At 58.4% G+C, this 12,867-nt stretch carries 10 protein-coding genes and 3 pseudogenes; 4 read left to right on the top strand and 9 right to left on the bottom strand.

The genetic code is table 11. The features are described from left to right. Positions 1-58: 58 nt before the first annotated feature. From PSAKL28_RS15520 to PSAKL28_RS15485, 8 genes are all read right to left on the bottom strand, one after another. Positions 59-967 (bottom strand): alpha/beta hydrolase, encoded by a 909-nt coding sequence (locus PSAKL28_RS15520; protein WP_038612135.1) that lies wholly within the window; start codon positions 965-967, stop codon positions 59-61. Further along, on the bottom strand, positions 957-1,346 hold the full coding sequence (locus PSAKL28_RS15515; RefSeq protein WP_051939410.1) for a Rieske (2Fe-2S) protein: 390 nt from the start codon (positions 1,344-1,346) through the stop codon (positions 957-959). Before PSAKL28_RS15515 ends, PSAKL28_RS15520 begins: the two co-directional genes overlap by 11 nt. Before the next feature lie 3 nt (positions 1,347-1,349). Then, complete coding sequence (locus PSAKL28_RS15510; RefSeq protein ID WP_038612132.1) at positions 1,350-1,661, bottom strand: YciI family protein; 312 nt, start codon at positions 1,659-1,661, stop codon at positions 1,350-1,352. Next, a complete protein-coding gene (locus PSAKL28_RS15505) occupies positions 1,658-2,533 on the bottom strand; it encodes a dioxygenase family protein (protein WP_038612129.1) in 876 nt (291 codons plus the stop codon). Before PSAKL28_RS15505 ends, PSAKL28_RS15510 begins: the two co-directional genes overlap by 4 nt. Before the next feature lie 43 nt (positions 2,534-2,576). Then, complete coding sequence (locus PSAKL28_RS15500) at positions 2,577-3,644, bottom strand: maleylacetate reductase (RefSeq protein ID WP_038612126.1); 1,068 nt, start codon at positions 3,642-3,644, stop codon at positions 2,577-2,579. Positions 3,645-3,653: 9 nt separating this feature from the next. After that, the gene (locus PSAKL28_RS15495) at positions 3,654-5,117 is read right to left on the bottom strand and encodes an aldehyde dehydrogenase family protein (RefSeq protein WP_038612123.1); all 1,464 of its coding nucleotides are present in this window, start codon (positions 5,115-5,117) and stop codon (positions 3,654-3,656) included. An 89-nt stretch (positions 5,118-5,206) separates the two neighbouring features. Continuing rightward, entirely contained in the window at positions 5,207-6,229 is a 1,023-nt protein-coding gene (locus PSAKL28_RS15490; protein WP_038612120.1) for a hypothetical protein, read from the bottom strand. A 47-nt stretch (positions 6,230-6,276) separates the two neighbouring features. After that, positions 6,277-6,810, bottom strand: coding sequence for a cupin domain-containing protein (locus PSAKL28_RS15485; protein WP_257011808.1), 534 nt, complete (start codon positions 6,808-6,810; stop codon positions 6,277-6,279). Positions 6,811-7,525: 715 nt separating this feature from the next. Between PSAKL28_RS15485 and azu the strand changes: the two genes are divergently transcribed. From azu to PSAKL28_RS28570, 4 genes and pseudogenes are all read left to right on the top strand, one after another. Continuing rightward, positions 7,526-7,972 (top strand): azurin, encoded by a 447-nt coding sequence (gene azu, locus PSAKL28_RS15480; protein WP_038612117.1) that lies wholly within the window; start codon positions 7,526-7,528, stop codon positions 7,970-7,972. Between the two features lie 999 nt (positions 7,973-8,971). Continuing rightward, positions 8,972-10,027, top strand: a pseudogene (locus PSAKL28_RS15475) (methyl-accepting chemotaxis protein); the annotation flags it as partial. 306 nt (positions 10,028-10,333) lie between these two features. Next, a pseudogene (locus tag PSAKL28_RS28230) lies at positions 10,334-10,855 on the top strand (acetyl-CoA C-acyltransferase); the annotation flags it as partial. Between the two features lie 336 nt (positions 10,856-11,191). Further along, positions 11,192-11,973: pseudogene (locus tag PSAKL28_RS28570) on the top strand (AMP-binding protein). 129 nt (positions 11,974-12,102) lie between these two features. On the opposite strand, the gene istB reads toward PSAKL28_RS28570, so the two are convergent. Then, positions 12,103-12,858: an IS21-like element ISPpu7 family helper ATPase IstB gene (gene istB / locus PSAKL28_RS15465; RefSeq protein ID WP_003290589.1), complete on the bottom strand. Its 756-nt coding sequence runs from the start codon at positions 12,856-12,858 to the stop codon at positions 12,103-12,105. Positions 12,859-12,867 lie beyond the last annotated feature (9 nt).

Raw genomic sequence — 12,867 nt, 5'->3', positions numbered from 1 at the left:
GTAAACCTCTTGTTTGTTGTCAGGGTATTGTCGATTGCTCGTAATGGGCTTAAAGGGTCTACAGCCAGGGCTCAATCTGCTCCCCGAGCCACTCCAGCGCAGTGTGACTGGCACTGAGGAGCGGCATGGTCACGAAGCCGTGCATCTGCCCGATGAAGCAGCGCTGTACAACGGTGATGTCGGCCTGCGCTAGGCGGTCGGCGTAGGCCTGGCCTTCTTCGCGTAGCACATCGAATTCCGCCGTCAGCACCACGGCTGGTGGTACTCCACGCAGATCCCTCGCTGCCAATGGTGAAGCCGACACCTGCTGGCGCTGATCGGCTTGTGGCAGGTAGTGATCCCAGAACCAGCGCATGTCCTCGCGGGTCAGTAGTAACTGGCGTTGCGAATCGAGGTAACTCGGGCCATCGAGATCCGCTTGGGTGACCGGGTAGAGCAATACCTGTAGAGCCCAATGCGACTGGCCACGCTGGGCAGCCCGCTGGGCAAACACGGCCGCCAGGTTGCCGCCGGCGCTATCGCCGGCAACGATCAACGGGCCATTGGCCGAGCCAGCCAGCTGCGCGCGGCGATCCACCAGCCACTGGGCCGCTTGCTCGACGTCATCCAGAGCAGCCGGGAATGGAAACTCGGGCGCCAGGCGGTAATCGACCAGCACCACAGTGCACTGCGTGCGCTGCGCCAACTGACGAGCGAAGTGGTCGAAGTCATCAAGACCACCGACCACCCAGCCACCGCCATGCAGGTAAAGGATGGAGCCGCGAACCACAGCGTTGGGGGTCAAGACCCGTAAACGCACGCCACCTAATTGCACCTCTTCGACATGGTGCATCGCAGGCCCTTCGGCCTCGGGACGCAGGCCTGCCATCAGCTCGCGAGCCTCGGCTGGCTGCATCAAATGAAACGGCTTCAGCCCGCTCTCGGCCAATTTCTTGAGCAATTGGGCAGACTCGACATCAAGCGTCATGGCATTGCACTCCTGTCAGCGGTACCAGCACGGGTGCGCCATTAACCTCGTCCAACCACAGCGAGCCGTCCTGCTGGTACACCGGGACACTGTCCAGCCGCGCCCCCTCGCAAGGGCCATCGATGCAGCGGCCATCATCGAAACGAAACATCGCCCCGTGATGCACGCACATCAATAGCCGCGTCTGGTAGGTACTGAACGACCCCGGTTGATAGTCCAGGGGGATGGAAAAATGCGGGCAGCGATTGCGGTAGACCCACACCTGCATGCCGCGTCGCACCGCCACCAACGCCGTAGATTGCCCTTGCAGTGTGGTTTCGAGCCCGAGTGCGCCGCCATCGGGGACCTGATCAAGGGCGCACAGTTCGATTGCTGCCATGGCTCAGGCTCTCATCTGCGGATTGCCAAGGCCCCAACTCCAGGGCCGGATCTCGACGCGTTCGAATAGCCCGGCCTGGGCATAAGGATCGTCGGCAAAAAAAGCTTCTGCCTCGCTCAGGCTGCCGGCCTCTACCACCAGCAAAGTGCCATTCATTGCGCCTTGGCAGCTGCTCAAGGTCGGTCCACCCAGGCGTACTACCACGCGATGAGGATGTGGTTCGCGCAGGTACTCGCGGTGCCTGAGGCGGATCTCACTGCGCAATGGTTCGAGGTCGGGCTTGTCGGTCGCGAAAATGGCAAAGAACTGGTTCATGCCGAGGCCTCCAGCACGAAGTCGAACGTCGCTAGGCGGAAATCCGTGCCGATATCAAACTGCGCTGCGAGTGGGTCACTGGCTGCCCGTTGCTGATATGCGACCCGCAGCGAATCCTTGACGCCGAACACGGCGTCGGAATTGATGTAGGGATCGTCATCGTTAAACAGATGGGTGACCAAGCGTCGATGACCTGGCGCGTCGAGCATGAAATGTAGGTGCGCCGGGCGCCACGGATGACGGCCGCTGGCCTCCAGCAGGTCGCCGACCGGGCCGTCGGTGGGGATCGGATAACTGACCGGCACCACGCTGCGAATGGCATAGCGGCCCTGTTCGTCGGCGAAGTAACGACCGCGCAGGTTGCCATGTGGCTGCGCGACGTCCTGACCTGAATACTGGCCGTTTTCGGCGGTCTGCCAGACATCCAGCGTGGCGCCTGGCAACGGGTTGCCAGCGGCGTCGCGGACGTAACCTGTGATCAGCGAGGCGCTACCGGGAATCAACGCCATGTTCTCGCCGTATTCGCGGTCAGGCATGCCGGCAATATAGAACGGCCCGAACACAGTGCTCTGGGTTGCATCGACGCCACTGCGATGCTCGATAGCATCGACCAACATGGACAGGCCTAGCACATCAGACAGCAGGATGAATTCCTGCCGCACCAAGTCATCACACTTCTGCCCCGTGGCAGTGAGGAACTGAATTGCCTGGAACCACTCGGATTCGCTGAGCTCGACCTCGCTGGCAAACCGGTGAACATGCTTCACCAGTGTCTGCAGCAAAAAGCGCAGGCGAATATTGGGTGTGTGCCCGAAGCTGTTGATGGCGCGGGCGGTAATCTCGCGCTCGGAAGACAAGTCTAGGTCTTTCATCTTGTTATTCTCATGTGGCAATCGACGGACAGCGGCAATACCTTCAGGCCGGTGCCTGCCCCTTCAACGCACGGGTCAGCAATGCTTCGATGGCATCCTGTTCGAACGGCCGCGGGTTGTAGTACGGGCTGGCACAGGCAATACCAGCGGCTTCGGCAGGGCCATGCTCGGGAAAGCCAATCTCGGACAACGCCAAGGGAATCCCCAGGCGACGGTTCAAGGCGTAGAGCAGCGGCCCGACTTCATCGGAATACTCGCCGCCCAATGCGCGAGCAGCACGGCGCAAGGGCTCGGCAGCAGCTTTACGGTTGTAGTGCGCCGCGTGGGGCAGGACGATCGCATGGGCTTGGGCGTGCGGCAGGTTGAAGGTCCCGCCGAGGGTGTGACACAACTTGTGGTGGATCGCCATGCCCACCGAACCCAGGCAGATACCGGCCAGCCATGCGCCTTGTAGCGCCTGGCCACGGGCCTCGACGTTTTGCGGGTCGTCGACGATTTTCGGCAGTGCCTGCGCCAATGCGCGGATCGATTCTTCGGCCATCAACGAGATCACCGGGTTGGCGTCCTCGGCGTACAAGGCTTCAATCGCATGGGCCATGGCGTTCATGCCGGAGCAGGCCGACATGCTCACCGGTAGAGTCAGCGTCAGCTCCGGGTCATAAATCACGGTCTTGGGCAGGACCCGTGGATCACGACCGGTTTTCTTCAGGCGGTTTTCGGTCAGGCCGTAGATCGGGGTCATCTCCGATCCGGCGTAAGTGCTCGGGACCGCCAGGATCGGCAAACCGCTGCCCATGGCGATGGCTTTGCCCAGGCCGATGGTCGAACCACCACCTACGGCCACGCAGCAATCCGCTTCGCGGCGCACGGCCTCCTCGCGGGCCGCTTGCGCTGTTTCCAGCGGTACATGCATCACCGCGTAGGGATAGACGCCGGCGCTGCGATCACCCAGTAACCTGGCGACCTGCTCGCCCAGTTCCTGTTGCTCCGGTGTGGTCAGGATCAGCGCGCGACGGGCGCCCAAGCGCTGGATTTCGTCACTGAGGCTGGCGAGTTTGCCTGCCCCGAAAATCACTCGGGTCGGCGTGCCTTGATAGATGAATTCGTTCATGAGGTGGCCTCAGCGTGGGTAGTGGGGAAGGATCTTGGCGTCGACGTTGACCCATACCGAGCGAGCCTCGGTATAGTCGTGAATGGCGTCGAAACCCATCTCCCGGCCGTAACCGGATTGACCCAGACCGCCAAACGGGCTACCGGGGCTGACGCGCTTGTAGCAGTTGATCCAACACATGCCGACGTTGATCTTTTCCGCTACTCGATGGGCGCGCTGCAGGTCGCGGGTCCAAAGGCCACTACCCAGGCCGTATTCTGTGCCGTTGGCAATCTCCAGCGCTTCCTCTTCGGTCTTGAAACGCAGCACGGTCACGAACGGACCAAACACCTCTTCCTGGGCAACGCGGTCACCTGGCTTGGCTTCAACGACCGTCGGCTCGACATAAAACCCCGAGGCCAAAGCCGGATCATTCGGCGCTTTGCCACCGGTGAGAATCCGCCCGCCCTGCTGGCGTGCGATGTCGACGAACGACAGCACTCGATCGCGATGCAGCTCCGAGGTCAGCGGGCCCATCTCAGTATTCGGGTCCAGCGGATCGCCGAGGCGAATCGACCGGGCCAAGGTGATGAAGCGCTCGAGGAACTCGTCGGCGATGCTTTCTTGCAGTAGCAAACGCGAACCGGCGATGCAAGCCTGACCTTGGTTGTGGAAGATCGCCCAGGCGGCGCCGTTGACGGCGGCGTCGAGGTTGGCGTCTTCGAAAACGATGTTGGCACCCTTGCCGCCCAGCTCCAGCTGTACGCGCTTGAGGTTGCCCTGGGAGGCTTCGACGATGCGGCGCCCGGTGGCGGTGGAGCCGGTGAAGGCGATTTTGCCGACATCCGGGTGTTCAGCCAGACGCTGTCCGGCAGTATGGCCGTAGCCTGGAACGATGTTGACCACGCCGTCCGGGAAGCCCACTTCTTTCATCAGTTCGGCGATACGCAGTGTCGAGAGCGGCGTCAGCTCCGACGGCTTGAGTACCACGGTATTGCCCGCTGCCAGAGCCGGGCCCATCTTCCAGCTGGTGAACATCAGCGGGAAATTCCACGGTACGATCTGCCCGACTACGCCGATCGGCTTGCGCTGCACGTAGTTGAGGTACCCTGCGTCGACCGGGATCACCTTGCCTTCAATCTTGTCTGCGATTCCGCCAAAATAGCGGAAGCAAGCGGCCGTGCGCGGTACGTCAAGAATCCTCGAATCACGGAGCGGATGGCCGGTATCCAGCGATTCGAGGCGGGCCAGCTCATCGCTGCAGGCTTCGATGCGATCGGCCAGCTTCATCAGCAGCCGACCGCGCTCGGCGCCAGGTGTGGCAGCCCAACCGGGGAATGCACGTTTGGCTGCGGCCACAGCCAGGTCAACGTCTTCAGCCAGGGCCGCAGCGATGCGGGTAATCAGCTCGCCATTGGTAGGGTTGACGACATCGATCTCGCCGCCCTCAAGGGCTGAGACGAACTGGCCGTCGATGAACAATTGGTTTTGCATGAGCAAAGACTCCCTGCAGTGCCGACAATGGCACTGTCAAATAAACGGTATGAAGAGGCGGGCCCGACCGGAAGCGCGGGCCGCGATGATCAGAATTCGACGGGGTAGGGCTTTAGCTCGCCGCTTTCATAGCGCTGCGGCAGGTTAGGCGTGGCGTTCTCCCAGACCAGCAACATCGAGCGCTTGGTCGAGTAGCCCTGGTGGCGGATGTCGGCGGTCATCGCGCAGATATCGCCAGCGCGCATGGTGATCCGCGCACGGGGAGTGCCATCGTCCTTGTCGCCGATGTCCCAGATGATTTCGTCGCTGAGCTGCAGGAACCATTCAATCCGGTCGTTACCATGGACAATCGGCAAGACGAATTCTTCGGTGGTCGGGCAGAACAGGCTGGCGCCGCACACTGAAGTCACCGACGGGTTCCAGCTCACGTCAGAGCGCGACAGGTACTTGAACAGGCTGAAGGCGTGCAGTTGTCCTTCAAAGCCCTCGGCGGCGTGCACTTCGGGCTCGTCCTGGGAAACATCGGCAAAATGGCGGTTGACCGGCAGGTCGTCGCGCAGTGGCGAATCCCCCTCCAGGCCTGGCATACGCCGGGTGGCAACGCGGAAACGCTCGATCGCCTCGATGTTGTCGCCATGCTTGCGGCCGAACGCCGTACCGGTTTCGGAAGGCGCGGCAAACGGGTCAAAGCCTGCGTTTGTCCAGTCGTGCAGGATAGCCTTGAAGGTAGCCATGATCTGCGGTGTTTCGAACTGCTCGGTGTAGTCGACACCGGCCGCTTTCAGCACACCGTTGAAGGTGCCCGCGTACATGTCAACCTTGCCGTACAGATTGCGAGTACCGAAGACGTGGTCGAAATTGACCCAACCGTAGAAAAAGCCCCACGCCACGTCACGCATGACGGCGCGTAGGAAAGCATCTGCCGGAATCAAGTGGGAACGGCGCTCGCCTTTGGCCGGCCATTCGATACGGGCGAAGTATTCGTCCCGGGAGAGCTTAAAGGCACCGAGGGTATAAGCCTTATAGCCGGTGATCGGGTGGGCCGCGCTGGCACTCACAAGGTTTTCAAAAGACAACGCTTTCTCGGTTTCAACTACTTCGAGCATAGCCATGATTGGCTCCTATTATTTTTGGATTGATGTCGAGGGCAGAACACGGATCATTTCAGGCAGATGTCAGCCCACTTCTCAACACTGAGGGCGCCTTGCACGGTTTGCTGCAGCAGCACGCAGGGAACGCTGGCTTCGAAGCGATAGGCGCAGCCGGCAGGCAATAGTGCCTGGTGCCCGCGTTTGAGCAGCACGTAGCCCATTGGCCGACCTTTTGGCAGTTCGCCAGCCAGTTGGGTGCCGTCACCTTGCGCGGTTGCCGCGTCGAGCTTGAGGAAGTCAACGCGAACACTGCCGTCGACCGAAATGACGAACTCATCGTGGGCACAGGTGAACCACGGAGAAGTGCCCTCAGCGCGCAACGTTTCGATCACATAGCCGAGATTGAGCCCCACGACGATCTTCTCGTAGGGTGCCGATTGCCCGGCGACTTCAAAAATATTGGAGAAGGCGTAGTGGCTTTTCTTACCGGTGACTAGTTCGATCGAACCTTTGGTGTAATGGGATAGCGAGCCAAATACTGTTTCGAATACTTCGGTCTTAACGGAGGGAATTTTTATTGCAGGTTGAGTACTCATCGTCATAGTGAATAGCCCTGTTATTTTTGTGTTTGAGTGGCTCAACGGTAAGGCGCGCGCTCATCTCTAACAATGCCATTATGGGCGAAATGACTGTTCGCGAAATGCGAACAAAGGTGCGCAATGGCTTCTAATGAACGCTATTAGAGAGCTGGAGTAGGCGAGTTGTTCGATTTCTGCGAACTGTGTTTTCGCTCAGATTGCACTTGTTGAACGGGGACCATGAACTTACCGTATGGGTACTCAGCACGGCAGAAGCCGCGAACAAGCTACAGCTACGATACAAGCACTTTTTTACTTTTGACGACTGATCAGTCTGACCCTGAAACGTAATTTCTGCTAGGGCCTGTTGACGTTTCGCGTAGACAGCCATAGAAACCCGCAGGCTCTGGCTACCATGCTCCGTAATTTCGTTTCGGCTTGTCGTTACAAAACGCCAAGTGCAGATCACGGTGATGCCGACTGGTCAAGGGAGAGTCGGGTAAATTCGTGGGCTCTACAATATGGTAGGTAAGAAGTCTTCGAAATAGACTGTTGAGGTCTATGGTCTGTCAAGTTGATCGTCCAACCATAATGGCTCAACACATTACTGATCGATTGGTTAACTTGATGGGGACCAGAGAGGCAAAGACACTGCTTGAGCATCCATTGATGCAGGTCATTGGACCTGCTCAGGTGTCTGGCGGACTTCATTCCAATAAATCCTGCTTGGAGATGTACCATGCTTACCAAAATTGTAACATTTTCCGTCTTGACCATTGCCAGTGGCCAGTTGCTGGCTGCTGAATGCAAGACCACCGTCGATTCAACCGACCAAATGTCCTTCAACACCAAGGCCATCGAAATCGACAAAAGCTGCAAGACCTTCACCGTCGAACTGACCCACTCCGGTTCCCTGCCGAAAAACGTCATGGGCCACAACTGGGTGCTCAGTAAAGAAGCTGATATGCAGCCGATCGCCACCGATGGCCTCAGCGCCGGTGTTGATAAGGACTACTTGAAGGACGGTGATGCACGTGTCATCGCCCACACCAAGGTCATTGGCGCCAAGGAGAGCGACTCGGTCACCTTCGACGTATCCAAGCTGGCTGCAGGCGAGAAGTATGGTTTCTTCTGCTCGTTTCCTGGCCACATGTCAATGATGAAAGGCACGGTCACCCTGAAATAAAGCTTCAAATGGTCGCTGTAGTGCTCCCTCAACCTACTCTGTCCCGAAGAGCATGGGATCTACACAACTCAGATCCATCGGCCGGGTTATCGGCCGATGGCCTTTTTTGCTATTGCCTGCTGCCCTTTCGGTGTTTACTGCTGAAGTCACACAGAGATAGCAGAGCGCACAACCCACCCAGCAGGGTCTAGACGGTGACAGCTTGGATTCCGGCGCCGGGGTTGTTGCCTCTCCGGTTTTTCTAACCAAGCAATTCGGGGTCGGCAAGTGATGGTCGGGCCGTATTACTCTTCTGAACGTAAAGCCGCACTGCTGTTGGCGCTGACGCCGAATTGACCCAGTGGCCGATGCCACGCTGACCCAGTACCCAGGGGCAAAAATGCAGCCGTGGTAAAGCCTCACAAAGTTGGAGCTTGGGTCACTGAAATTTCGGTGACTGGGTCAATCTTGCGCTGGCGATAACACGCAGGATCAAGTACGCGGTGCAGTTGAGCAGCTCATTCGGCATTTTGATGACCTCCCCCGAAAAAGTAGCGCTGAGATCTCGATGCGCGATGCGTCCAGTGATTATTTAAACAATTTCTGAGTTATGCCGAGTCTCTTCAGCTAGCACGAGAGGCTCGCTTGCGCATGCAAACACTGGCGCAGACAGCGGGAGAAAGCTTCACGATGGTTTTTCTCGACCAGTTGGACACATTGAGCGCGCAACAGGAACAAGGAACCCCTCCAGGCAGCGGAAAACTGTTGGCGCTGGAGCAGACCACCGCTCTGCGTGACAAGCTGGTCAAGCTCCGTGACAGCGAGCTCTACTATTCGTTGGATGGTGAGGAGCACTTCCGTAGCGATTGGGAGATGCGCATGAGCGACCTGCTGTCTTCAATGCAGGTGCTCAATCTCGATGATCAGGAAGAGGTTTCGCTTCAGGCTGCAAGCAATGCATTGGGAGATTATCGAAAAGCCTTCGAACAGTTTGTCGCCAGCCGTAAACAAAGCGCTCGTAGTAGCGAAGCGATGAACACGCAAACCCAGCAAGTCAGCGAGTTGTTGGATAAGGCCAACCAATTTCAGAGTCAGGCGATTCAACGCGATGGTCGCAACGCGTACAGTCAGCTTGGCCTAATTAGCTTGCTGGCGTTAGCGCTGGGTATTGGTGCGAGTCTATTAATACGTCATTTGATACTGCAGCCGTTGCGTCGGGCTGTTCATTTGGCTCAGCAGGTTGCTGCAGGTGACCTGAGTTGTGCGCCTGATGGTGCAAGCGTTCGGCACGATGAGCTCGGGCAACTATTGGATACTGTCAATAGCATGCTTGGTAGCCTGAGAGGATTGGTCGGTCGAATTGGTACCGGGGTAGGCCTGCTCAACGGAACGGCAGGGAGCCTGGCCGAAGTCATTCAGCGCAGCAGCCAGGGAGTCGAGAGACAACGACAGGAGACTGAAATCGCCGCTACCGCGATGCAACAGATGACTACGATGGCCGGCGAAGTCGCACGTAACGTCAAGGACGCTAGTGCTGCAGTAGCTCTTGCAGATGACCAGGCGCGCGAAGGTGACGATTTGGCACGCCAAGCGGGCTCCAAGATCAACCAACTGGCTTTGGAAATGACAGGCTGCGCTGATGCAATGCAATCGTTACTGGCAGAAAGTACGGCTATTGGGGGAATTCTTGATGTGATTAAAGCTGTAGCAGAACAAACTAATTTACTGGCATTAAATGCGGCTATAGAAGCAGCGCGAGCAGGTGAACACGGTCGTGGATTCGCGGTAGTAGCTGACGAAGTTCGTGGTCTGGCACGCCGCACGCAGAGTTCTACCGCCGAAATCGAGGACTTGATCAGTCGCCTGCGTGGCGTCGCCCAGCAGGCAACTGATCGGCTACAAGGTAGCCATGCACTGACCGGTGAAACAGTGATCCTTGCCGGTCAGGCATCTCAGGCGTTGACACGAATTACTCGCGCCGTATCAAGTATTGAACGGATAAACAAACAAATCTCCGGTGCCGCGGAGCAACAGCGGTTTTTGGCGGAACAGGCTAGCCAGAACATCGTTCGAGTGCGCGAAGTGGCAGAGGAGAGCGCCCAAGAAAGTGTGAAGTTGCAGCTGTTGACGCTCGAACTCCAGCACGTGGATGGAGAGTTAAATGCTGCGGTTGGGCACTTTCGTACCTGAATTTAGCTTGCGAAGCTCGTCGCGCGATACTGGCCCAGTATGTTCCATGCCTCATTTTTCTCTTTGGCATATTCATAATGTCCATAATTTGAGGCGTACTAATGACATCCCCCTCTTATCCCCTTACGGGACATTCGATTCATGCTGGTTGATTGGTTGAAGGCCGACAGGCTGTATGGCAAGACACCGTTCGAAGAGCATTCCCGGGAGACTGCCGAAGCGGTGCTCAACCTGGCTGAGCAGTTGGCAGCCGACTGCTTCCTTCCGCATTACAAGCAAGCTGGCATCAACGATGCCGCTTCTGCTGTCGTATTGGCCACCAGTGAGGCGGTCCGTCGCTACGGCTTGCAACCCTTGGCGCGGCTGATCTCCTACGGCTTCGCTGGTGTGGATCCGGCACACATGGGGATCGGCCCGGTGCCGGCTACACGCATCGTGCTAGAGCGCGCGGGGCTGCATGTAGGTGATCTTGACGTCATCGAATCGAACAAGGCTTTCGCTTCGCAAGCGTGCGCAGTCATCCGTAGCCTGGGGTTCGATCCGGATTGGGTCAATCCCAATGGCAGCGGTATCTCGCTTGGTCATCCAGCGGGTGCGACTGGCGCCATCATCACTACCAAACTTGTGCATGAGCTGCACCGCAGCGGCGGCCGCTATGGACTCGCAACCATGTGCATCGGTGGTGGCCAAGGAATCGCAGCCATCTTCGAGCGCTATGAATTTTCAATTGAAATCGATTTTCGAGAACGGACAAATGACGATAAAACACAAGGGCGACCTTGCTCCGGAAGAGCGGGTTTTGGAGAGCAAGAAGAACACGCGCAGCCACTCTACCTGCGAAGCTAATGCCCAGGCGTTCGCGGAGTCGATTTTCGCAGTGATCAAAAGCCAACTTCTCGGTGAGCGTGTGCCTGCAGGCGCTATGCATACCACCCCGAGGTTTAAAGCGGGCTGGTGTGTTGCCGGCTTTGGTGTGGGAGGGTGATCGCATGTCTTTTCTTCGTGGATTGATGCAAGGCTGGCCATTAACGACTGACCACTTCATCGAGCATGCGGCGTACTCGCACGGCCATCGCCAGGTGGTCTCCCGTCTGCCAGACGGTACTATTGGACGCAAGACCTATGCAGAGGTCCAGCACGATGAAAAAACGCCAATCCAGTGCACTGATTGGCGCCGGAATAACACAAGGTGACTGTGTAGCAACGCTGGCGATGAATGGTGTGGAGCACCTTGAAGCGTGGTACGCAATCAGCGGTATAGGTGCCGTCTGCCATACGCTAAACCCGCGTTACACTGACGAGCAATTGGTTTACATCGTGAATCATGCCTCTGACCGTATGGTGTTCGTCGATGCTGCGTTTGCGCCGATTTTGGCGAGAGTGCTGCCACAATGTCCGACCGTAGAGAGTGTCATATATTTTTCTCAACCGGATGAGATCCTGCCACTTCCCGTGCGACAGACAACGCTCGCTCGATTCCTCGAGGGTTACGGACCTGAGGTGCAATGGGGTGGGTTCGACGAGCGTAGTGCTGCGGGACTTTGCTACACCTCGGTACCACCGGTAATCCCAAAGGCGTCCTGTACTCGCATCGCTCCAATTATCTCCATGCGATGACATCGTTGCAGTCCGACGTCTTCGGATTCAGCGTTCAAGATACGCTGCTACCGGTGGTGCCGATGTTCCGTGCCAACGCATGGGCCATGGTTTTTTCCGCACCTGCTGTCGGAGCTCGCTTAGTACTACCAGGTGCCCGGCTCGACGGAGCGTCTCTGTTCGAACTTATCGAACAGGAAGGCGTGACGGTCTCAGCCGGGGTACCGACGGTCTAGCTGCGGATTCCACGCCATCCGGCCACCCAGTCCGCTCTCATCTGGCCAGGCATTCCAGGGCCATCTGGCCACCTGTTCCACGGCCATCCGGCCGGGCAGTCGGAGCGCAGCGACGCAGGGGTGGCATTGTTAGTCCGGGTTGGCTGGCGTCGTCAATTTCTGCGTCCGTTTGCGCATTGATTCACCCTTCAGATTGATCCGGTAAGCGTTGTGCACCAGGCGGTCGAGGATAGCGTCGGCCAGGGTCGGATCGCCGATCAGTTCGTGCCAGTTGTCCACCGGCATCTGGCTGGTAACGATGGTCGAGCGCTGGCCGTAGCGGTCGTCCAGTAGCTCCAGCATGTCGCGCCGCTGTTCGGCGGTGAACGGGGCCAAGCCCCAGTCATCGAGGATCAGCAGGTCGGTCTTGGCGTAGCTGCTCATCAGCTTGGCGAAGCGCCCGTCGCCATGGGCCAGACCCAGTTCTTCCAGCAAACGCGGCAAGCGCAGGTAACGCACGCTGTAGCCTTCTCGGCAGGCCTGGTGGGCCAGGGCGCAGGCCAGCCAGGTTTTACCGACACCGGTGGGGCCGCCGATGATCAGGTTGAGGCCGTCGCGTAGCCACTGGCCGCCGCTCAGTTGCAGGATCAGCGCCTTATCCAGCCCGCGCGGGCTGCGGTAGTCGATGTCTTCGAGGCAGGCGTTGTGCTTGAGCCGGGCCTGGCGCAGGCGGCTGCTCAGGCGCTTGTCGTCGCGTTCAGTCAGCTCGCGGTCGACCAGCAGGCCGAGGCGTTCCTCGAAGCTCAGGCTGTCGATGTCCGGGGTTTTCAGTTGTTCGTTCAGCGCCTTGAGCATGCCGTGCAGGCGCAGGGTTTGCAGCTTGTCCAGGGTCGGATGGGGCAGCATGGTGGGATT

It is taken from the genome of Pseudomonas alkylphenolica (assembly GCF_000746525.1).
In the GTDB taxonomy this organism is placed as follows: Bacteria; Pseudomonadota; Gammaproteobacteria; order Pseudomonadales; family Pseudomonadaceae; genus Aquipseudomonas; species Aquipseudomonas alkylphenolica.
Note: the sequence above shows the minus strand (reverse complement) of the source record. Positions and strands in the feature narration are given on the sequence as shown.